At 67.1% G+C, this 20,655-nt stretch carries 27 protein-coding genes; 15 read left to right on the top strand and 12 right to left on the bottom strand.

Features of this window, described 5'->3' with window-relative positions; all coding sequences use genetic code 11:
- Positions 1-26: 26 nt before the first annotated feature.
- The 5 genes from OG558_RS22390 (at position 27) to OG558_RS22370 (ending at position 3,272) form a co-directional block, all read left to right on the top strand.
- On the top strand, positions 27-674 hold the full coding sequence (locus tag OG558_RS22390) for a nitroreductase family protein (protein ID WP_405072035.1): 648 nt from the start codon (positions 27-29) through the stop codon (positions 672-674).
- A gap of 34 nt (positions 675-708) precedes the next feature.
- Entirely contained in the window at positions 709-2,052 is a 1,344-nt protein-coding gene (locus tag OG558_RS22385) for an MFS transporter (RefSeq protein WP_405072033.1), read from the top strand.
- Positions 1,964-2,296 (top strand): GNAT family N-acetyltransferase, encoded by a 333-nt coding sequence (locus OG558_RS22380; protein ID WP_405072194.1) that lies wholly within the window; start codon positions 1,964-1,966, stop codon positions 2,294-2,296. The genes OG558_RS22385 and OG558_RS22380 overlap by 89 nt, the downstream gene beginning before the upstream one ends.
- An 81-nt stretch (positions 2,297-2,377) precedes the next feature.
- On the top strand, positions 2,378-2,788 hold the full coding sequence (locus OG558_RS22375) for a hypothetical protein (RefSeq protein ID WP_405072031.1): 411 nt from the start codon (positions 2,378-2,380) through the stop codon (positions 2,786-2,788).
- Between the two features lie 106 nt (positions 2,789-2,894).
- A complete protein-coding gene (locus OG558_RS22370; RefSeq protein ID WP_405072030.1) occupies positions 2,895-3,272 on the top strand; it encodes a hypothetical protein in 378 nt (125 codons plus the stop codon).
- Here OG558_RS22370 and OG558_RS22365 read toward each other — a convergent pair.
- From OG558_RS22365 to OG558_RS22355, 3 genes are read right to left on the bottom strand one after another with little or no spacing between them, the layout of a single operon-like run.
- Complete coding sequence (locus OG558_RS22365) at positions 3,262-3,564, bottom strand: DUF427 domain-containing protein (RefSeq protein WP_405072029.1); 303 nt, start codon at positions 3,562-3,564, stop codon at positions 3,262-3,264. The genes OG558_RS22370 and OG558_RS22365 overlap by 11 nt on opposite strands.
- The gene (locus OG558_RS22360) at positions 3,548-4,594 is read right to left on the bottom strand and encodes a GNAT family N-acetyltransferase (protein WP_405072028.1); all 1,047 of its coding nucleotides are present in this window, start codon (positions 4,592-4,594) and stop codon (positions 3,548-3,550) included. Before OG558_RS22360 ends, OG558_RS22365 begins: the two co-directional genes overlap by 17 nt.
- A complete protein-coding gene (locus tag OG558_RS22355; RefSeq protein ID WP_405072027.1) occupies positions 4,591-5,079 on the bottom strand; it encodes a DUF5709 domain-containing protein in 489 nt (162 codons plus the stop codon). Before OG558_RS22355 ends, OG558_RS22360 begins: the two co-directional genes overlap by 4 nt.
- A gap of 175 nt (positions 5,080-5,254) precedes the next feature.
- Here OG558_RS22355 and OG558_RS22350 point away from each other — a divergent pair, with 175 nt between their 5' ends.
- On the top strand, positions 5,255-5,890 hold the full coding sequence (locus OG558_RS22350) for a TetR/AcrR family transcriptional regulator (protein ID WP_329474907.1): 636 nt from the start codon (positions 5,255-5,257) through the stop codon (positions 5,888-5,890).
- 11 nt (positions 5,891-5,901) lie between these two features.
- Here the strand turns inward: OG558_RS22350 and OG558_RS22345 are convergent, their stop codons facing one another.
- Positions 5,902-6,273 carry a GNAT family N-acetyltransferase gene (locus OG558_RS22345; RefSeq protein WP_405072192.1) on the bottom strand — a complete coding sequence of 124 codons (372 nt, stop codon included), beginning with the start codon at positions 6,271-6,273 and terminating at the stop codon, positions 5,902-5,904.
- Here OG558_RS22345 and OG558_RS22340 point away from each other — a divergent pair.
- The 3 genes from OG558_RS22340 (at position 6,213) to OG558_RS22330 (ending at position 9,280) form a co-directional block, all read left to right on the top strand.
- Positions 6,213-6,563 carry a hypothetical protein gene (locus tag OG558_RS22340; RefSeq protein WP_405072026.1) on the top strand — a complete coding sequence of 117 codons (351 nt, stop codon included), beginning with the start codon at positions 6,213-6,215 and terminating at the stop codon, positions 6,561-6,563. The two genes, OG558_RS22345 and OG558_RS22340, sit on opposite strands and share 61 nt — an antisense overlap.
- A 169-nt stretch (positions 6,564-6,732) precedes the next feature.
- A complete protein-coding gene (locus OG558_RS22335; protein ID WP_405072025.1) occupies positions 6,733-7,293 on the top strand; it encodes an SLC13 family permease in 561 nt (186 codons plus the stop codon).
- A gap of 115 nt (positions 7,294-7,408) precedes the next feature.
- Positions 7,409-9,280, top strand: a complete 1,872-nt coding sequence (locus tag OG558_RS22330) for a CASTOR/POLLUX-related putative ion channel (protein WP_405072024.1) — start codon at positions 7,409-7,411, stop codon at positions 9,278-9,280.
- A 65-nt stretch (positions 9,281-9,345) separates the two neighbouring features.
- Here the strand turns inward: OG558_RS22330 and OG558_RS22325 are convergent, their stop codons facing one another.
- Positions 9,346-9,786 carry an SRPBCC family protein gene (locus tag OG558_RS22325; RefSeq protein ID WP_405072023.1) on the bottom strand — a complete coding sequence of 147 codons (441 nt, stop codon included), beginning with the start codon at positions 9,784-9,786 and terminating at the stop codon, positions 9,346-9,348.
- 161 nt (positions 9,787-9,947) lie between these two features.
- Between OG558_RS22325 and OG558_RS22320 the strand changes: the two genes are divergently transcribed.
- From OG558_RS22320 to OG558_RS22310, 3 genes are all read left to right on the top strand, one after another.
- On the top strand, positions 9,948-10,205 hold the full coding sequence (locus OG558_RS22320; protein ID WP_405072022.1) for a hypothetical protein: 258 nt from the start codon (positions 9,948-9,950) through the stop codon (positions 10,203-10,205).
- A 180-nt stretch (positions 10,206-10,385) separates the two neighbouring features.
- Positions 10,386-10,742, top strand: a complete 357-nt coding sequence (locus OG558_RS22315; protein WP_329474903.1) for a YciI family protein — start codon at positions 10,386-10,388, stop codon at positions 10,740-10,742.
- Between the two features lie 5 nt (positions 10,743-10,747).
- On the top strand, positions 10,748-11,917 hold the full coding sequence (locus tag OG558_RS22310; RefSeq protein WP_405072021.1) for an RNA polymerase sigma factor: 1,170 nt from the start codon (positions 10,748-10,750) through the stop codon (positions 11,915-11,917).
- A gap of 20 nt (positions 11,918-11,937) precedes the next feature.
- On the opposite strand, the gene OG558_RS22305 is transcribed toward OG558_RS22310, so the two are convergent.
- The 5 genes from OG558_RS22305 to OG558_RS22285 all read right to left on the bottom strand — a co-directional run bounded on the left by OG558_RS22305 (position 11,938) and on the right by OG558_RS22285 (position 16,841).
- Positions 11,938-12,396 carry a nitroreductase family deazaflavin-dependent oxidoreductase gene (locus tag OG558_RS22305; protein WP_405072020.1) on the bottom strand — a complete coding sequence of 153 codons (459 nt, stop codon included), beginning with the start codon at positions 12,394-12,396 and terminating at the stop codon, positions 11,938-11,940.
- A 49-nt stretch (positions 12,397-12,445) separates the two neighbouring features.
- The gene (locus OG558_RS22300; protein ID WP_405072018.1) at positions 12,446-13,018 is read right to left on the bottom strand and encodes a TetR/AcrR family transcriptional regulator; all 573 of its coding nucleotides are present in this window, start codon (positions 13,016-13,018) and stop codon (positions 12,446-12,448) included.
- A 150-nt stretch (positions 13,019-13,168) separates the two neighbouring features.
- Positions 13,169-15,487 carry an ABC transporter permease gene (locus OG558_RS22295; RefSeq protein ID WP_405072017.1) on the bottom strand — a complete coding sequence of 773 codons (2,319 nt, stop codon included), beginning with the start codon at positions 15,485-15,487 and terminating at the stop codon, positions 13,169-13,171.
- 5 nt (positions 15,488-15,492) lie between these two features.
- Positions 15,493-16,230 (bottom strand): ABC transporter ATP-binding protein, encoded by a 738-nt coding sequence (locus tag OG558_RS22290; protein ID WP_405072016.1) that lies wholly within the window; start codon positions 16,228-16,230, stop codon positions 15,493-15,495.
- Positions 16,227-16,841 carry a TetR/AcrR family transcriptional regulator gene (locus OG558_RS22285; RefSeq protein WP_405072015.1) on the bottom strand — a complete coding sequence of 205 codons (615 nt, stop codon included), beginning with the start codon at positions 16,839-16,841 and terminating at the stop codon, positions 16,227-16,229. Before OG558_RS22285 ends, OG558_RS22290 begins: the two co-directional genes overlap by 4 nt.
- Positions 16,842-16,956: 115 nt before the next feature.
- Here OG558_RS22285 and OG558_RS22280 point away from each other — a divergent pair, with 115 nt between their 5' ends.
- Genes OG558_RS22280 through OG558_RS22270 form a run of 3 tightly spaced genes read left to right on the top strand, consistent with a single transcriptional unit; the run spans position 16,957 to position 18,969 of the window.
- Positions 16,957-17,511, top strand: coding sequence for a TetR family transcriptional regulator (locus OG558_RS22280; protein WP_329474897.1), 555 nt, complete (start codon positions 16,957-16,959; stop codon positions 17,509-17,511).
- The gene (locus tag OG558_RS22275) at positions 17,504-18,217 is read left to right on the top strand and encodes an ABC transporter ATP-binding protein (RefSeq protein ID WP_405072014.1); all 714 of its coding nucleotides are present in this window, start codon (positions 17,504-17,506) and stop codon (positions 18,215-18,217) included. The genes OG558_RS22280 and OG558_RS22275 overlap by 8 nt, the downstream gene beginning before the upstream one ends.
- Positions 18,214-18,969 carry an ABC transporter permease gene (locus OG558_RS22270; protein ID WP_405072013.1) on the top strand — a complete coding sequence of 252 codons (756 nt, stop codon included), beginning with the start codon at positions 18,214-18,216 and terminating at the stop codon, positions 18,967-18,969. The genes OG558_RS22275 and OG558_RS22270 overlap by 4 nt, the downstream gene beginning before the upstream one ends.
- A 4-nt stretch (positions 18,970-18,973) precedes the next feature.
- On the opposite strand, the gene OG558_RS22265 is transcribed toward OG558_RS22270, so the two are convergent.
- Positions 18,974-19,120, bottom strand: a complete 147-nt coding sequence (locus OG558_RS22265) for a hypothetical protein (RefSeq protein WP_405072012.1) — start codon at positions 19,118-19,120, stop codon at positions 18,974-18,976.
- 328 nt (positions 19,121-19,448) lie between these two features.
- Positions 19,449-20,654: an MFS transporter gene (locus OG558_RS22260; RefSeq protein WP_405072011.1), complete on the bottom strand. Its 1,206-nt coding sequence runs from the start codon at positions 20,652-20,654 to the stop codon at positions 19,449-19,451.
- Between the last annotated feature and the right edge of the window lies 1 nt (position 20,655).

Raw genomic sequence — 20,655 nt, 5'->3', positions numbered from 1 at the left:
TGATTGCAGGAAGAAAGTAGACAGACATGGACCTCGACAAGCTCATGGGCAAGCACCTCACCAGGTACTTCGATCCCAGCAGGACGATCCCCGCGGAGACACTTCAGCAGCTGTTGAAGTTCCTGCGTTCGACGCCCACGTCGACCAACATTCAGCCGAACCACTTCTATGTCCTCGCCACCGACGAAGGCAAGAAGCGGCTGGCGGACAACCTGGGCGAACGCTTCCAGGACAACGGCGAGAAGGTCCTGAATTCCTCGCACACCATCATCGTCACCACCCGGGCCGATCTGCCCGAGAGCCACGTCGAGGCGGTGTTCAGCAAGGAGCGCGCCGACGGCCGGTTCCCGGACCCGGCGAAGCAGGAGCTCTGGGAATCGATGACGCGCGACTTCCTGAACCTGCGCAACTACGGCTACAAGGACGTCAACCACTGGATGGAGAAGCAGACCTACATGGTGGTCGGTCTGACCATGATGGCCGCCGCTGAGCTCGGCGTCGAAGCCACGCCGCTCGAGGGGTTCGACCCGACCAGTGTCGACAAGGCGTTCAAGATCCGGGAAACCGGACACGCCACGACGGTCTTGCTGGCGCTCGGCTATCCCGACCCCAAGAAGCAGTACAGCAATCCGATCTCGCGCTTCGACACGGACGAACTGTTCACCTTCGTCTGAACGCCGGCGGCATCGGTCAGAGAGGTACGGCTCGATGGAAGACTCTCCCGCGGTGATCGACCAGGTCTACCGGGACAGCAGGCTCCGGTTGGCGTTCTTGTCGGCGGTGGTTTCGCTGGCGGCCGCGTTTGCCGCGTCCTCCGCGCCGATCCCACTGTTCAACCTGTACCGGGCCGAGGAAGGGTTCAACAACGCCGACATCTCGCTGACCGTTGTCGCGTACGACCTCCCCACCCTCGCCGCACTGCTGGTGATGGGACGGCTGTCGAATTATGTCGGCCGCCGGTCCACCGCGATCGCGAGCCTCGGGCTACTCGCCCTTGGCTGCCTGGTGTTGCTGAACGTGCATGCCGTCGGCACCCTGCTGGCCCGCCGGGTCCTGATGGGCCTCGGCGCCGGGCTGGCCAGCAGCAATGTCACCGCGTACGTCGTCGACGCTGTGCCCAGCAGGCCGGCCTGGCTGGCCTCCGTCGCGTCCAGCCAGACAGTTACGCTCGGCCTCGCCGTCGGCGCCATCGCCTCCGGTGCCCTGGTGCAGTACGGTCCCTCGCCGCGTCACCTCACGTACTTGGTTGCCGTGGGCTCCCTGTTTGTGTCTGCGGTACTGATCGTTGTCAGTCCGGAAACCGTCACCCGGACGCCGGGCGCGTGGCGATCACTGCGACCGAGCGTCCGGGTGCCGTCCCGTGTCAGAGGTCTGCTCCCGGTTGCGGCCGCGGTGTTCCTGTCCACATGGGCGACCGGGGCGTTCTACCAGGCATTCGTGCCGGGGCTGGTCGAGGATCAACTGCACAGCCGCAGCTCGCTTGTCCTCGGGTTGGTCTTCGCCGCGTTCATGGCGCCCAGCGTCCTGGGCGCTCCGCTCGGCGGCCGGTTCACGCCCGCGGCAGGACAGCGCGTCGGCATGACCGTGTTCCTGGCCCGATGGATCGGCATCACCACGGCGATCACCGCCGGTTCACTGACGGTCTTCATCGCGGCGACCGTTGTCGCCGGCGCCGCCCAGGGTATCGCGGTCAGCGCGGCGATCCGCGGTCTGCTGCACGGCAGTACCGTGGCCGACCGGGCACCGATCTTCAGCGTCATCTATCTCATCTGCTACAGCGCCGCCGCCTTCCCGACCTCCTGTCCGGCCAGCTCTCCAGCACTTTCTCGCTGCCGCAGATCGCTCTCGGGTACGGCGGACTCGCCCTCCTCACCACCCTCTTCACCATCGCCGCCGCACGCAACCCCACTAGCGAAAGGACGAGCCGATAATGAACGAAGAACGCAGGCCGGCCGCCGAGAAGGTGGTCGACAACACCGATCAGGGCCGCTTCGAGTTGTACCGCGACGGCGAGCTGGTCGGTTGGCTCTATTACACGCACCTGAGACCTGATCGGTACGCCCTCCGGCACACCGAGGTCGAGGCGAGTCATCAGCACCAGGGCGTGGCGAGCGCGATGGTCCGGCAGGTACTCGACCAGATCCGCGTTCGTGGGGGCACGGTCACGGCGATCTGTCCCTTCGTGGCCGACTACTTCTCGCGAACCACGGCGTACGCCGATCTGCTCGACTCCCGGCACCCGGGCTACCCCGATCGCGCGAGTGCCGAGGCGGCTGAACGGAAGGCCGGTAGATGAATTCTCAACGAAGTGCCGCGCGGTAGGTAAGAGCAGATCGGGGCAGTTGTCGACGATGCCGGCAACGTTCCGTTCGCCGCGGTGTTCGACCGCTTCGGTCGGCTGGCCGTGGCCGAGGCCGGCTCGAATTCCGTCGCGACGTACGCGGTCGAGCCTGGTCGTCGTCTGCTGAACAGGACCGCGACCGGACAGATGGCGACCTGCTGGATCGTCGGTGCCGGAGGCAACTACTACCTGTCCAATGCGGGAAGCAACTCGCTGGCCGGATATCACGCGGAGCGCGACGGCTCGCCCGTCGGCCTGGGCAACACGGCAACGGGTGAGGGTGCCGTCGACGCCGCTGCCACACCGGACCAGCGCTACATCTACGTACAGACAGGGAAAGTGGGAGCTGTCGACGCGTTCCGGGTCGGGTCCGATGGATCCCTGACAAAGATCAGCAGCACCGTCGTCCCCAACGCAGCCGGCGCGGAAGGCATCGCAGCCAGCTGAGCACCTGATACAGAAGCCCGAGTGGGCACCCACTCGGGATTCTGCGGCATCTGCACCTCGCTCATCAGCGTGCGGCTGTGTCTCCAGGGTCGTGGGGAGGATCGACTTGCAACGCTTCGACTGCACCCAGCAAGCTGCGCAGGTCAGTCTCCTCCACCTGGACCTCCTCAGGGTCGTCGAGCCACCGGTCGGGTGTCTCGGGCTCGGCGGCGTCGGGCCGACTGTTGGCGATCAGTTCCAGGTCGGCCTCGACCTCGGCTGCCAGTTCATCCAGCGCCGGCCCGCGCTCGTCGTCCGGCAACTGTCCATCAGAGTTCATCGACTCGCCCCTTCGGCATGGTTACGCCCGACCCTCATCCCGACGCAGCGCGTGAACGGGGTCATCGAGTTCCCGCTGACGGTGCTCACCCACGACGTGCTCTCCCCGGCCATCGGCCAGCACCGTCTCGCCAACCACTACAAGGAAGTACCGCCTACCCGATGACCACTTGGGCGGTGTCGAACGCTACGTACCCGGTGAAGTCGTGGCCGACCGTTTCGATCGCCGACCGCTTGGGATGCGGGTAGCACCACGCGGCGTCGACGTACTCACGATGCGGCGTTTCCACGCTGTAGTACCGGGCCGGCCCCTTCCAGGGGCAGACATAGGGAGTCGGGCTGTCCTTCAGGGTGCCGATCGTCAGCGAGTCCGGAGGGAAGTAGCGACTCCCTTCGATCGAGATGATGTGTTCGCTGTCCGCCTCGGCGAGTAGCACGCCGTCAATCGTCGCTCGCACTGTGATCCTTTCGGTCGGGTCCGTCTCGCTTCACGGCCTCCCGGGCAGTATCGGGTTCGGGGCTGACTGCGCCGTCGTCGACGGTTCCCAGCAAGTAGTGCGTGAGCGGCGAATGCTCGTTCGGATGCTCGATCGGTTGCGTCGGAAGCCCTCGGCCTTCCAGCTCGTCCCAGGTCGAGTCGGCGATGCGCCACAGCCGGCGCGCGATCCGGCCGGCGAGGCCGGCGTGCGGTGAGTTGGGGTGCGGTCTGGTCGCCGAGCTCCACTGCCGCTTCGCCAGGGACCGGGCCACCTCCACGGCCCCGTCGGCCCCGTGCAGCTGCTCCAGGCTGGACACGACGTCGGTCTCGAACGATTCGTGCTCGGTCAGTAGCCGCTCGGCGTCCCGCCACGTCTCGGCGATGCTCAGATTCAGGAAGCGTGCATCCCCGTACGCCCTACCCTTGAGCACCCGCAGCGCCTGCTCGAACTTCTTGAGATTGTCCACGAGGACCGCGGTGTCGACATCGGAGGCCGCTCTGGAGGCTGGGAGCAGGACGTCGGCGACGGCCGCGGCATGTTGCGCAGCGACGGCCGTGAACTCGTCCAGGATGCGGCGTCTCGCGAACCCGTCGACCTCCGGATCCTGAGCACGCGCGGCGAGGTCCCTGAGGCTGGTGTGCTGAGCATGCACCAGTTGCTGCAGAGGGGCCGACCTGGAGCGCGGCCGGATCGCCGGGTGGGACGGATCGAGTACGACCAGGTACGTCGGATGGCCCTGAAGGAACCGCTCGACCGCCGGGCAGTAGTTCGTGATCCGGACCTCTTCGGCGATCAGGTCGTCGAGGACCGCCTGGATCAGGGCCGTACCGAGGCCTCGGCCACGATGATCCGCAATGACCTCGGTATGCCCCAGGACGCGCTGTCCACCGAGGACACGGAAGTCGAGGGTTCCGGCGGTCGTGCCCTCCAGGCGCAGCTCATAGCGCCGCAACTCCTCGTTCTCGACCACACTCAGCTCACGCTGGGCGTCGTACATCAGGGTTCTCATCGCTGTGCGGTCCTTCCGTGAGCCGTCGTGCCGATACTGGTTGTCCACTCGACCTCATCGAGCTCCAACGGCTCGTCGTCGACAACATGCACCGCGGCTTCTTCGGCGCTCGCGGCGCCGCCGTCGATCCCGACGTCGGCCGCGATCACCTCTTCCTCGAAGTCGAAGTGCGACCCCTCATCGGGCGCCACGAGACGACCGGCCCGTTCCTGTCCGACCTCTGGGCCGTCGACGGATTCCGGCAGGGTCCCGTACGGGTCGATGTCCGGCTCCTCCTGCGCGAGCCGCTGCTCGAACGTCTCGCCCTGCAACGCCTCCGCCGCGGTCGTACCGAAGCCCTCGCCGGCCGACCACTTCTCCGGGGGTGAATAGCCTTCGTCGAGTAGGTCGGCGACTCCGCGGCCGTCGAGCGTGTCGGAGGATTGGAGCTGGTCCTCGTCGTCCACGCTGTAACTGCCGTAATACTCGCGGCTGACCTCGCTCATACGTCCTCCTGACTGCGGGCCGACCACGTGCCGACTCCTCACGAGACTTGGTGTCGGTTACGGCCCGCGTGCTTACCCGTCCACGGACGTTACCGCGAGGTACACTCCCCCGATGGCGGAGAGCAGCTCTGAAAATGCCGCACCGATCGTTGCTCGGCCTCGATAGGCTCTTGGCGTGGCCGAGACAGTGAACGAGCTCGATCGCCGCCTGACCGTGCGCGGCGCGGCCACGCGAGCCCGGATTGTCGCCGCAGCCGACGAGCTGATGTCCCTCAAGGGCGCCGCCGCGACCACCTTGGACGAAGTGACGGCGGCGAGCGGGACCAGCAAGTCACAGTTCTACCGGCATTTCAGCGACAAGTCCGCCCTGGTCCAGGCGGTGATCGCGCTGCGCGGCAGTCGGGTGCTCGAGCGCGAGGAGCAGTACCTCCGACGGGTCGACTCGTTCAGTGGCCTCGAGCGCTGGTGCCGGGCCATCCTCCAGCGCGTCACAGCACGCCGCGGAGCGCTGGGCTGCGAGCTGGGCTCACTCTCGACCGAGCTCTCCGACCAGGACGAAGCCGCCCGCATCGACCTGGACGCCCACCTGACGTCCTGGATCTCACTGCTGACCGCTGCACTCGAGCGGATGAAGGCCAACGGGACCTTGTCCGACGACGCCGATGCCTCGACGCTGGCGACGGGCATCATGGCCGCGCTGCAGGGCGGCTATGTTCTCGCCCAGGCGGCTCACGATCCCGGGCCGATGCGTATCGCCCTCGAACTGGCGATGGACTCCGTCCGGCTGCACACAACGTCACCCGCCAAGTAGCACGTTGCCGTTCAGGCCGGACGCGGCAGGTCGAGGAGATCGCCGTACTCCGGGTTCAGCTCGATGAACCGGCGTACGACCGTGCAGTAATTCGAAACCCTCACGGACCTCGTGCGCATGTCGTCGAGAGCGCGGCCGACCAGCACCCACGAAAGTCCTCGTCCGCGGTACGTCGGCTCGATCACGGTGTGCGTGATCGACAGGCGAGAACCGATCACGCGGTAGATCAGCAGCCCAGCCTGCTCACCGTCGACCAGGAGCTCGTAGTACTCGTCGTCTGCGTGGTGGACGACGCGGACCTCCTCGGAAGCCGGGGTGCTGGTTGCGAGCCGGGCTGCATCCGTCGCCGGGTCGACGGCAGGCCCGGCTGACCGACCTCGCAGAGCAGCTCGAGGACGTCTCGCAGTACGGCGACACCTCCCGTGCCGACGCCCTGCGTACCGAACACGACGCGCTCATCCACGAGCTCACCGCAGCGGCCGGTCTGGGTCGACGTACCAGACGCCTCGGCGATCCCACCGAACGAGCACGCAAGACCGTCAGCGCCCGCATCCTGACACCATCTCCAGACTCGACCGCGCCCACCCGCAGCTCGCCGACCACCTCCGCACCTCCGTGCGGCTGGGCACAACCTGCGCCTACTGCCCGCACTCCCCAACCACCTGGCGCCTGAGCTGACGCCGCGCGCCCTCGTGGCCGGCGCTGAGCTTGCCCGCGAGGCGTTGGTGGCGTTCGGCGCTGGCGGAGTTGAGGCCGACGATGCGGACCGTCTTCCGGTAGCGCTCGTACTTCGTGGTGATCGCGTCGAGGGTGGCGACGGTCGAGGCGTCCCAGATGTGTGAGTGCGTCAGGTCGATGATGACGTTGTCCGGCTCCTCGGCGCCGGGCTGCTCGTCCTCATCTCCAAGGTCCCGACCAAGGACTACATGGGCAGCGTCGAATGGCAGACTCTGCTGTTCTTCGCCGGCCTCTTCATCATGGTCGGCGCCCTGGTCAAGACCGGCGTGATCGCCAACCTCGCGGACCTGGTCGGCGACGCGACCGGCGGCCTTCCCCTGCTCGCGGTGATGCTGATCCTGGTCGTCTCCGCGATCCTGTCCGGCATCGTCGACAACATCCCGTACGTCGCGACCATGAGCCCGATCGTCCTCGACCTCACCAAGAACGTCAGCGATCCGGCGCACGCCCACGCGTTGTGGTGGGCGCTGGCCGCGGGTGCGGACTTCGGCGGGAACGCGACAGCAGTCGGCGCCAGCGCGAACGTCGTCGCGATCGGCATTGCACTGCGGGCAGGCCACCCGATCAGCTTCTGGGAGTTCACCCGCAAGGGCGTGCTGATGACCGCGATCACGATCCTCGTGGCAGCGCCGTACCTCTGGCTGCGCTACTTCATTTTCTCCTGAAAGCACCGACCTCACTCCCACCACCTGACGAGGACCCGACACACGGCGACGTACCGGTCGGATCGGTGGATGGCATAGTGCCTCCAGCGGTGACGAATTGAAGGGGCTGGGAGACTTGGGGCGCTGGCGGGACAAGGTCCGGTACTGGTTCGACGGCATGATGTCGCGTGGTACGCCGGCATTGATCGGACTGCTCGGGCTGGCATCAGCCGTGATGGTGGTCGTGATCTCGGCGCTCGTACTGCTCCTCGCCCCGGGTGACGTCGCCGACCACGGTGCGTGGCACGGTGTGTTCTGGATGAGTTTGCTCCGGACACTCGATCCCGGCACGATGGGCGGCGACCAAGGTGGGCTCGTGTTCCTCGGGTTGATGCTGGCGGTCACGCTGGGCGGCATCTTCATTGTCAGTTCGTTCATCGGCGTCCTGACCACAGGCCTGGAGAACAAGATCGCCGTACTCCGCAAGGGCCGGTCGCGCATCGTCGAGCAGGACCACACCGTCGTCCTCGGATGGTCCGAGCAGATCTTCACCGTCGTGGCCGAACTCGTCCAGGCGAACCGGAGCAACCGGCGGTCCTGTGTGGCAATCCTCGCCGCCAAGGACAAGGTCGAGATGGAGGACTCGATCCGTTCGCGCGTTCCCGACCTCGGCCGCACCCGGGTCGTCTGCCGGTCGGGGAACCCGTTGCATCCCGCCGACCTCGACCTGGTCAGTCTGTCCTCGGCGCGGTCGGTGATGGTGCTGCCTTCGGACGGACCGGACTCCGACATCCACGTTGTCGAAGTGCTGCTGTCGTTGGGCAGCCGCGCGACCGGAACCACTGAGGGGCCCCATGTCGTCGCCGCCGTCGCCGACTCGACCAACCTGCGCGCCGCCAGGCTCGCCGGGGGCGGCCGGGCGCAACTGATCGGCGCCGACGAACTCGCCGTACGACTCCTGGTCAACGCCCATCGCCAGTCCGGCTTGTCCGCAGTGTGCGCCGATCTGCTGGCCTTCACCGGCAACGAATTCTATCTTCGGCCCGAACCCGGGCTGGCAGGAAAGACCTTCGGCGAGATCGTCCATGCCTACGAACTCGGCATCCCGGTCGGCCTTCGTCGCGTGGACGACGGGACCATCACGCTGAATCCCGATCTCGGCCAACGGGTCGGGGTAGCGGACGAGGTGATCGTGCTGGCTGAGGACGACACACTGATCCGGCTCGCTGACGCCTCGCCTCGCATCATCCAGAGCGCGATCTCACCCAGGCCGCGGCATGAGCCGGTGCCCGAACGCACCCTGATGCTGGGCTGGAACAAGCGCGCTCCGCAGATCATCGAACTCCTCGACAGATTCGCCTACCCGGGTTCGCAACTCCAGGTCGCCTGCACCGAACGCGTCGACCACCTGATCGATCCGACCGCCAACCTCAGCATTGCCATGACTCGCTGCGACCCGACCACCCGGACGGACCTCGAGGCCCTGCAGCCTCACACTTGCCAGCACGTGATCGTGCTGGCATCCGACGGCCTCGGCATCCAGGAAGCCGATGCCCGGACGCTCATCACCCTTCTGCACCTGCGCGACCTGGCCGAAGATCTCGACCACCCGTACTCGATCGTGAGCGAGATCAACGACGACGCCAACCGCGAGATCGCCGAGGTCACCCGCGCCGACGACTTCGTGGTCAGCGAGAAGCTCATCAGCCTCCTCCTGACCCAACTGACCGAGAACCGCCACCTGGCCGCGGTGTTCGAGGACCTTTTCAACCCGACCGGCGCCGAGATCTACCTGAAACCCGCCGCCGGTTACCTACTCCCCGGCATGCCCGCCAACTTCGCCACCGTCGCCGAAGCGGCCACCCACCACGGTGAAACCGCGATCGGCTACCGCGTCCACACCGACTTCTACCAACCGCCGTCGTACGGCGTCGTCCTCAACCCACCCAAACAAGCTCCGCTCACCCTGACCGACAAGGACCGCGTCATCGTTCTGGCCGAGGACTGACGAGCAGCAGGTCCAGCAGCGCCGTACCTGCTGGCTGCGGTACTTCGTCTTGTTCTGAACCGGCTTCAGCGGGACTCGAGGACCGATTTGAGGCGGGCGAGGTCTTTCTGGTTGGCGCGGCGCATGGCGGCAGACATCAACGGCGCGGCGACACCGGCGAAACCGGACGGTTCGCCGCGGTTGCGCAGCATCATCCGGGTGGCCTTTCCGCCGGCCGACGACCACTCGTAACTGGTCTCCATCGGGAACGGCCCCTGCGCCGTACGCATCACCAGCCGTTCGAAGGGAACCAACTCGACGACCTCGTACGTATAGGCAAGTCGTCGGCCGAGGAAATGCGCGACGAAGTCCATCCGCGAGCCGACCGCGACCGGCGGCTCGGTACGCCACTGGACCGATTCGATGTTCGCGTACCACTCGGGCGCGTTCGCCGGGTCCCCGACGTACGCCGCAACCTCGAGCACCGGCCGCTCGATCACGACTTCAGTGACCACGTCGACAGCCATCATCCCTCCTCGCCCCGACTGTAGGCCCACCGGCGAGGCCTCGCCATCAACTGACCGTCCGGCACTGTCCTGCGAAACTGCGACCTAGGGCTGTCGCCACCGACCGGGACAGTAGGCTCAACCCGCCGCGTCGGCAGGTGATCCGAACAAAGGAGAGACCCATGACCTCCTCTGGCGGGAGCGACTCTCGCGACCTGTACGACGAGCTCACCGACGACCTGCTCTACGACCCCGCGATCGGGCGGGCCACGATGATGGGCTACCCCTGCGTGCGGCTGGCCGGACGTTTCCTTGCGAGCTACGACGACAAGGCGGCCTGCCTGATCGTGAAGCTGCCGCGCGAGCGGGTCACGGAACTGATCGAGACCGGCATCGGCGACTCGTTCGCCCCGCCGGCAAGGTCTTCCGCGAGTGGGTGACGATCGCCAGGCCCGATCGCCAGGCCCGATCGCAAGGTGTGGGGCACCCTGCTCGCCGAAACGGTCGATTTCGCCCGGATCTCGCTCAATCAGGAGCATTGACTGTCCATCTTGTCCGTCCCGCGTTCGTAGTGTGGGTGAGAGCGGGAACTGTGTCTCGCGCCGCCGGAAGGATCCACGATGACCTATTACATGTTGCGGCCAGGACAAGCCGTCCAAGGTCCGCCGCCGTCCGACGGCGAGATGCAGGAGCACATGCAGGCGATCTGGCGGCTGGAAGCCGAGATGAAGTCGGCCGGCACCTGGGTCTTCGGCGGACGGTTGCACGACCCGTCGACCGCGACCGTCGTACGCGCCGAGGCGAACGACGTACTGACCACCGACGGGCCGTTCGCCGAAACCAAGGATCATCTCGGCGGCTTCTACCTGATCCAGACGACCGACCTCGACGGAGCGCTGGAGCTGGCCGGGAAGGTCAGTGCCCTGATCGGGGCCTCGATCGAGGTCCGGCCGTTCGTCGACGAAATGACGTCCTAGCGCCCATGGTGATCGACCGCGAGGCGATCGGCCGGATCTTCCGCACGGAATCCGGCCGGTCCGTCGCTGCCCTGGTCGCGATGTTCGGCGACATCGAACTGGCCGAAGACGCGGTCCAGGACGCGTTCGCGATCGCCGTACGGCGCTGGGCGGCCGACGGCATACCCCCGAACCCGGGCGGCTGGATCACCGTCACGGCAAGAAACCGAGCCATCGACAAGGTACGCCGTGATGCCCGAGGCAACCAATTGCTCCGGGCAACCACCACAGAACCGGCCGGAGCCGCGCCCGATGACCGGCTGCGTCTCATCTTCACCTGTTGCCATCCAGCACTCGCCCCACAGAGCCAGGTCGAACTGACCCTACGGCTGCTGTGCGGCCTGTCGACCGCCGACGTCGCCCGAGCATTCCTCACCACCGAACCGACCATGGCCAAACGCCTCGTGCGAACCAAACACAAGATCAAAGCGGCGAACATCCCCTACCGGATCCCCGCCGACACCGAACTGCCCAACCGGCTCCGCGCGGCCCTCGCCACCGTCTACCTCACCTACACCACCGGATACAGCCGCTCGCCCGACCTGTCCGAGGAAGCCATCGAGCTCGGCCGAATGCTCCGGCTGCTCATGCCCGACGAACCCGAAGTCGCCGGCCTCCTCGCCCTCATGCTCCTCACCCAGGCCCGACGACCAACCCGCACCGACGGCACCGGCGAGCTCGTCCTGCTACGCGACCAGGACCGCCGACAATGGGACCGCGACCTGATCCGGGAAGGACACAACCTCGTTCGCTGGTGCCTACACCGCAACCAGCCCGGCCGCTACCAACTCGAGGCAGCGATCGCCGCAGTCCACGCCGACGCCACCACATTCGCCGACACCGACTGGAACCAAGTCCTCACCCTGTACGACCAACTCATCGCCATCGCCACCACCCCGGTCGTCGCCCTCAACCGCGCAGTCGCAGTCGGCGAGGTCCACGGCCCAGCTCAAGGCCTCCACGAGATCGACCAACTCAACCTCCCCGGCTACTACCCCTTCCACGCGGCCCGGGCGGAATTCCTCCACAGACAAGGCCATACCGACGACGCCGCCCGCGCCTTCGACACCGCCGCATCACTCGCCCCAGAAGGCCCCGAACGCCGCTACCTCCAACACCGCGCCACAACCACCTGAGCGGCGCCGTAGCGATCGGGTCAGCGACCTCCGAACTCGATCCGCACCAGCCGGAGCCTGGTACCCACATCCGCGCGCAACGGGCCGTCGCCGGCGAGGTCCGGCAGGTCCAGCGTCCGCCCCAATGCCTTCGCGGATCGCTGGTGGCGATCGCGATACTGCGCGAGCCGCGTCGGCACCTCAGCTGCCGGAATCGGCTCGGCGGCCGACGACACTCCACGTCGAAAGCCGGTCCACACCCGCACATCCGGATGTGCCAGCACATTGCGGTACCACTGCGCGCCACGGCCGTACCCGGAGACGATCACCAGGCCGCGAGAATCCCACTCCAGCACCTCCAGTACGACGTACCTGCGCAGCCCGCTGGTCCGCCCGATGTGCTCGAGCATCACCAGCCGCCGCCCGAACACGAACCCCAGACCCGCCCGGAACAACGGAATCGGCGACCTCGCGAGCGCTCGAGGAATGCGCCGGGTCACAGCACGAACCGCCTGTTAGACCTGCGGCACAGGTTGTAGATCACCGCGCTCACCCTCCATCGATGTCAGTGACCAACCGGCGCAGCAGCCGAGCCGACGCAGCAGTATCCGGCCCGGCTCCCAGCCCGCGGTGCAGGACAAGACCGTCGATCGCGGCAGACAGCACCGCCGCCGTCGCTTCGGCAGCAGGCACCCCACGGTTTGCCAGCGAGGCCGCCAACTCGGACCGGAAGCCGTCCACCTCTGCGACGATCTGCCGGCGCAAGTCGTCGTCCCTGGTACTCGCCAGGTAGGCTTCTACAAACAGCAACGACATCGGGTCGGCGCCGGTGTACTGATCCACGGAGCCGACCAATCTGTCGACGATCTCCGCCGGGGTCTCGGCCGCTTCGAGCAACGCGCTCGCCTCGGCCAGCATCCCGCGCATCGCGGTCACCACCGCCTCGCCGAGCAGAGCCGGCATCGACGAGAAGTGGTAGTGCACGACGCTCGGACTCACCCCCGCACGCTCAGCGAGGATCCGGGTGCTCACCGCGGACCAGCCCCGCTCAGGCACGAGCTCGATCGCCGTACTCAGCAGCCGCTCGCGCGCCTGCAGTCCGTGCTCAGCGCCAGGCGGCACCACAGTCTCCGTTCAGGACGCTCGTCCTGTACGAACGCCCTGAGTTTACACCGCCACCCGCATCACAGGCCGTGGTAGGCCAGACCCACGGTCAACGCGGCCACGGCTTCATAGCCGTTGACGAGATCGCGATGACCGCATCTGTCGACGTCAACGGGATCGCTCTCGTACGACGCGGGCGATGTCGAGGCGGCGTACGGCGCGGACGGCCGGCCACTGGGACAAGGTCGCGGCCGCCAGTACGGCGACAACCGCCGCGGGAACGACCCACCAGTCGAAGGTGAGGCGGAAGGTGAACAGGTCGCTGCTGAACGACCCGAGGAACCCTCTGGCTGCCAACAGGCCTGCGGCGACACCGATCGGAAGCCCGAGGGTGGTCGCGGCCAGGTTCTCGGTCGCGATCGTGCCGGCCACCCGCCGCATCGGCACTCCGGCCGCACGCAACGTCGCGAGTTCGTTGGTGCGCTCAACGATGTTGACGGCAAGCGTCACGTACATGATCATCGCCGCGAGGATGGCGCCGAGCACCACCATCGTCCCGACGAACGCCCAGAACAGCCCCAGGAACTGGTCGAGCGAGGCGGTCACCGCGGTGGCATCGGCGTACGCCACGACCCCGGGGAGAGCCGTCATGGTGCGTCGCATCGCGTCGCGATCCACCCCCGACCCGAAGCGGACCAGATACGTGCTGACGGCCGAGTCCGGAAGTAACCGGGCCGCCTCCGATTCGCTGGTGTAGATCGCGGTGCCGACCGGCTCGTCCAAGAGACCCACCAAACGAAGGCCGGTCGACGCCTGTGCGGTGGTCAGCGTCACCACCTGGCCGACCTTGACGTGTAGCGAATCGGCAAGCCGACTCCCAGCCAGGAAGCCGTTATCTGGAAGGCTGATCGCCTTGCGATCGACAGACACGAAGCGGTGCATCTGAGTGTCGGTTCGAAACCCCGTCAACGTGGTGGCGTAGCTCCGGTCCCCCAGAACCGCCGTGACCCGGCCCACGCGGATCGGCTCCGCAGCCGACACTCCAGGAACCGAGCTCAGCCGATCCCCCGACCCGGCCGCGACAGTGACCGTCGCATCCTGCCGCTCGATCTGGCCGTACTGACGGCTGATCGCATCCGACAGGCTGGTCAGCATGCCGATCGACGTCAGCACCAGGATCAGCGCCAGTACGACGCCGAGCATCGTGGCCAATGTGCGACGCAGATTCCGACTCACGTCGCGCAGCGCCATCCGCGCGGCCACCGGAAGCCAGCGCGCCCCGGCAACCAGGTGACTCCATCGTCCCGGCGGTCGACTCGCCGTCTCGTTGCGCATCGCCTCGGCCGGGACGGTCCGCGCCGCGGTGACTGCCGGAACGGCCGCACCGACGAGCCCGATCAGCGCAGCGAAAGCGACTCCCATCGCAATCAGGTCGCCGTGGACGGAACGCGTCACCGTGTCAGGGATCCCCAGAGCGCCGGTGTAGCCGCGAGTCAGCGCGCCGGTCAGCGCCGTACCGAGCGCTGCGCCGCACAGGCCGCCGAAGAGTCCGATGAGCAGGCCCTGCTGGAGATAGTGGCGGACCAGCCGGCCGCGTCTGGCACCGGCGGCCATCAGAGTCCCGATCACGGACCGCTCGGCGAGCACCTTCCGCGCGAGCAAAACGTACGCCGCGACCGCCGCAGCCGTCAGGAACAAGAGCGGGAACGCGACAGACAACTCCGAGAAGCCGTTCAAATCCTCGTGCAATGTCGCGTTGGACGCCTGGTCGGCCTGGGTGGTGACATCGGCGGCTCCCGCGGTCCGCAGTGCTGCAGCGACCGCGCCCTCGTCGGCGTCAGCAGGGAGCCGAAGGAGAACCTGGTTCGGCACGCCGCCGTTCAGGCGCCGTACAAGATCCTCGTCCGCGAACACGACTGCGAACGCATGCGGATCCCCGAGCACATCCTGCCTGTTCCGTGCCGGCCACAGGTACTCCGCCGACCGGACGATCCCCCGCACCTTGAGGATCTGCCACCCGGCCCCGGCGTACACCTGCAGGGCGTCACCGGGAGCGAGGCCATAGGTATCGGCGGCGTGTTTCTCGATCAGAACGCCATCAGGGTCGTCGGCCCCCAGGTAGGTGCCGTGGTCCAGATCGACCGCATCGACGGCCGGCTGGCCGCCGATCGGCAGGCCGACGACCCGGCCGATCAGCTTGGTGCCATCGATGAGCATCGGCGGATCGACCTGCGTTCGAACCGTCACGCCGACCGCGCCGGCATCGCGAGCCGCGGCCGCGACCTTGTCCGGGTCGCCACCCGTCGCGATCAGGTCCGCGAATCGCAACCGCTCGTAGGTTCGCTGGTAGGAGTCACCGAGATTCCGGAATGCCCCCGCACTCGCGATGAACAACATGACCCCGAGAAGCACCGTTACCCCGACCGCAACAGCCTGAGCCCGCTGCCGGCGAAGATCACGCAGCGTCTTGCGGGTGATCGCGCGCATGCCGATCACCACGCCACATCGGCCGCATCGGCCGGCCGCGGATTGCGCCGTACCGAATCGATCCGGCCGTCCACGACCGTGACCACCCGGGTAGCGATCTGCGCGACGGACAGGTTGTGCGTGACCATGACGATCGTCAACCCATCGCGGTTCAGCCGCTGGAGCAACTGCAGGATCTGACGGCCGGTCGCCAGATCGAGCGCACCGGTCGGCTCGTCGGCCAGCAGCAGATCGGGCTCCGTCGCCAGCGCCCGCGCCAGCGCGACCCGCTGCTGCTGACCACCCGACAGCTGCGCCGGGAAATGATCCATCCGACCCTCGAGACCGACCTCGCCGAGCAGGCCAGGCACACGCTCCTTGTCCCCTCGCCCAGTCAGCTCGATGATCACCTCGACGTTCTCCCGAGCCGTCAGCGTCGGGATCAGATTGAAGAACTGGAACACGAAGCCCACATGGTCGCGACGGAAATCCGACAACCGCGCCAGACTCCGCTGCGAGATCTCCTCGCCGGCCACGACCACCTCGCCCGACGTGGCCGACTCGATACCGCCGATGATGTTGACCAAGGTCGTCTTGCCCGACCCGCTCGGCCCCGCCACGACCACGAGATCGCCCGGCTCGACGTCCACATCGACACCACGCAACGCGTACACCTCGGCATCGCCACGGCCGTAGGTCTTCGTGACACCACGCAGTCTCACCCCGGTCCCCGTCTCGACCAGCTTCGACATCTCCGTAGTCATGACACCTCCCCAGTGAACACTCCCTCGGTGTAGGCGGTGACCACCTCGGCCGCCCAACGCCGCATCCCGTCCGGACTCAACGGGTCAACTCCCAGCACCGCCGTGAGCTGGTCGCGCAACAGCACCATCGCCAGATCGTTGACCGTCAAGAACGCGGCCCGTACCGCGACATCGGCCGACCCGCGCATAGATCCGGCGGCCGTCAACTGCTCGATCATCACCACACCGGCGTCGAACAACTGCCGGAACAGGACCTGCCCGGCCGCGTCACCGTTCAACAGCAACCGCCGCAGGTACGCCGGAATCGGCGACCCCGGCGGAACCGCGGCTAGCATCAACTCCGCGAAACTCGCCGACGACCCGCCCGAGAAGTCACCCGGATCGGCCGCCACCGCCGCGAACATCTCGTCGAATACGCCCGCGACGTACTCATCGACCACCTCACGCAGCCGCTGCTTGGAACCGTAGTGATGAAGCACCAGCGCGTGCGAAACACCCGCGGCGGCCGCTATGTCTCGCACGCTCACCGCATCCGCACCACGAGCCGCGAACAACCCCAGCGCCTGATCACGAATCCGTGCTCGCGCCGTTAGATCATCGACTGACCGCATGGTCACCATACTAACCATCTGGTCAGTGCCTGGCTAGGCTCCGTCCAGGCCAAGGCGAGAATGCCAACTCATCCCGTCCTTGTCGGCGGCGAATGTTAGTGGCTAACATTTGGAGGTGGGTTCACGGGCGGATCGGACGCGGGACCGGCTGCTGACGGCGGCTCTGGAGTTGTTCGCCAAGCACGGGTACGACGGAACGAGCGTGAGCGAGATCGCCGCCCGGGCCGGGGTCACGGAGATGACGTTCTTCCGGCATTTCCGTGCCAAGGCGAGTCTGCTGGTGGACGATCCCTACGATCCGGTCATCGGTGCGGCGATCCGCCGGCAGCCGGTTGGTCTTGATCCGATCACCCGCGCGGCCCGGGGAGTCCGTTCGGCGTGGCGTCAGCTTCCGCCGCCGTCGGTGGAGGAGGTGAGGGTGCGGCTTCGCATCGTCGCCCAGACCCCGGCGCTGCGAGCGAGCATCGCCGGCGGGACGGCCGCGACCGAAGCAGTGATCGCCGATGCTCTGACCCGGGGTACGACCAGCCGGCAGGAAGCGTTGATCGCGGCGGGAGCGGTGATGGGCGCACTCAACACGGCCCTGCTCGAGTGGAGCCTGACCGACGACGATGCTCTCGGAGAGGCGATCGAGACCGCCCTGGATCTCTTGGAGGATCGGAGTGGCTGAGCACGCGGTCGAGGCACGAGATCTGGCCCGTACGTTCGACGACGGCACCGGTATCCGGGGCGTGGACATCTGGGTCGCGGCAGGTGAGGTCCATGCGCTGGTCGGGTTGAACGGTGCCGGAAAAACCACACTGATGCGCCTCCTCCTGGGCATGCTCAAGCCGGCCACCGGCACGATCACCATCGCCGGCCAAAACCTGGAGCACACCGACTGGACGGCGGTCGGGCACCTGGTCGACTACCCGCTGGCCTACCGGGAGCTAACCTGCAAGCAGAACCTCGCCCTCGGCGCCAGGCTGCGCGGGGTCACGCCGGCCGCCATCATGAACATGGTCGAAGCAGCGATCGCCGAACTCCGTCTGACGCAGTACGCAGATCGCCGCGCCGGCAAGCTGTCACTCGGCAACCGCCAACGCCTCGGCCTCGCCTCGGCACTGCAGCACGACCCGCGCTTCATCGTGCTCGACGAACCCACCAACAGCCTCGACCCATCCGGCGTGATCCTCCTCCGGGAAGCACTCCTGCGTCGGGTCGAGGCCGGTGCCGCCGTACTGGTCAGCAGCCATCATCTCGACGAGGTCGCGCGCATCGCCGGTCGCATCTCGGTCCTGAATGCCGGCCGGATCATCGGAACTCTCGATCCCCACGGTGTCGACATCGAGCGCGCCTTCTTCGACCTCGTACACAGTGACGACGTGGCCGCATGATCACCGGCCTCGTCACCGAGTTCGCCAAACTCGTGCACGCGACCGTGGTGCGAGTCACCACGGTCCTTGTGGTGCTCGGGATCTCCCTCATCTGCGCAGCGATGCTGCTGGCAGTCCACACCGACGATCCCCAACTGGCCGCCAAGCTCGGGCCACTCATCGATCCCGGCGGTTGGGCCGGCTACATCACTGTCGCCATCCAGGTGACCGGCGCAGCAGGGTTCGTCGGGTACGGCGTCGTACTGAGCTGGCTGTTCAGCCGTGAATTCGCCGACGGCACCATCACCGGCCTGTTCGCGATCCCGGTCTCCCGGCCCACGATCGCGGCCGCGAAGCTCGTCGTCTACCTGGCGTGGGGACTCGTCACCGCTGCCGCCCTACTGTTCACCCTGATCGTCCTCGGCCTGGCCAGCGGACTCGGCGCCATCCCCGCCGATGTCGTACCATCCATGGCCCGGCAGTTCGGTCTCTCCGTCTTCACCATCGTCCTCGCGACTCCCGCGGCGTGGGCAGCAACCCTCGGCCGCTCGGTGCTCGCCGGAATCGGAACCACGATCGCCATCCTCGTCCTGTCCCAGGTGAGTGTCATTTCCGGAGCCGGCGGCTGGTTCCCGTTCGCCGCACCCGCGTTGTGGGCGATCAACAGCGACATCACCGTCACCCCCGTCCAACTCACTCTCGTGCTACCAGTCGTAGCAGTCAGCGTCGCCCTGACCCTGTCGTCCTGGCGGCACCTCCAACTCGACCACTAGACGATCAGTCGGACTCCACCGATGTCCCTCCGGTGGCCAAGTCGATCAGGCGCTCAGCAACCAGCGCGCACCGCTCCTCGACCCGGGACCGGGCCGGGCCGCCGTACCGAAGCCAGGCCGAGGCACTGAGTGGATCAGCCCAGACCTCCATCAGTGAACCTTTCCGGCGTCCGCCCGAGACCCCTATATACCAATCATCAGTTCTGATGAGGATGATCTCGTTGGACAAGCGTCCTGGAACATTTCGCTTGTATTGAGCGATCTTTGAGAGTTCATGACGTTACGCACGACCACTCAACGGGGTGCCGACAGTCGAGCGGTCACAGGCCGCTTGATTCAGATTGGCTGCATCATCCCTGATGGCTCCTCTCGTCGCCCGCCACGTCAGTGCCGCTCGTCTTACCAGCGGCCACCGATAATGCGTGGGGGCGACTAACAGGCTGATCGCGGCATGTAGGGTCCGCCGGAGCGATTGGCCGTCAGCGCCGGCCATCTGCGAGGGCGAGCGCGGCGGGGAGCCTGCGTAACCGCAGCATCGCGACCGTCCCGAGCAGTGGCCCGATGGCCAGCGGCAACAGCGCGTACCGCCAGCCGACGACATCGACGGCGACCGGGACGAGCCGGATGCTGACGATGGTGAGCGTGAACCCGAGCGCGAGCTGCAGAGCGAGCACCGACCCCGCGTAACGCGGCTCGGCCAGTTCGGTCACCGCGGCCGAGAACTGCGCGGAGTCGGCGATCACGGCGGCGCCCCAGACGAGCATCGTCGCCACGAGTATGGGAAGCGCGGCCCCGTAGATCAGCGGGCTGACCAGGCAGCAGGCCGCGCTGAGCAGCATCGCCGCGCTGGTGATCGCGGTGCGTCCCAGCCGGTCGGCCAATCGTCCGGCCACAACGGCTCCGAGAAGGCCGGCCACCCCGATCGCCAGGAACGTCACCGTACCGGTCTCGAGCGAGCCAGGGTTCGAATGCACCTGCGCCGCGACGAAGAACGCCGACAACCAGCTCCACAGCGCGTACAGCTCCCACATGTGACCGAGGTATCCCATCGTGGCCAACGGCAACGGCTGCTCGCGGGCCAGTGCCCGTGCCGCAGCGCCGACGTCGAGCGGAGGCGTGGGAACCGCCACCGGTCCCGGGCGCACCGTCCAGACCGACACGGCCCCCAAGACGGCGAGGCCGGACGTAACCCCGATCGTCGACTGCCAGGGGATGTGGCCGAGACCGCGCACCAGGTGTGGCGTCCCTGAGCCGAGGGTCAGCGCGCCTACGACCACGCCGGTCGCCACGCCGCGTCCGCGCTCGAAGTGCGTGGCGACCAGCCGCACCGCCGGGGCGTAGACTCCGGCGAGCGCGACGCCGACCAGAAAACGGATCGGCAAAGCGAGCGCGAGGCCGTGGGCCATCAGCAACCCTACGTTCGACACGCCTGCCACGACCGCAGATCCGGCGATCAGCCAGCGCGCCTGCAGCCGGTCGGGCAGGTTGAGCACCGCCCCGCCCACGCTGCCGATCACGAAGCCGACCTGAACGACGATGACCAGCCACGCGGCGCCGGTTGACGTCAAGTGCCAGTCGTCCTCGAGAGCCGGCACGATCGCCGTCGCGCTGAACCAGGACGCATTGGCCAGCACGGCCGCGAGGGCCACGAGGACGAGAGCTCGGCGCCGCTCATGGTTGGCCACG

Origin of the sequence: Kribbella sp. NBC_01510 (genome assembly GCF_045040325.1) — a bacterium.
In the GTDB taxonomy this organism is placed as follows: Bacteria; Actinomycetota; Actinomycetes; order Propionibacteriales; family Kribbellaceae; genus Kribbella.
The sequence above is the reverse complement of the archived record's forward strand: the minus strand, read 5'-3'. Positions and strand labels throughout refer to the sequence as shown.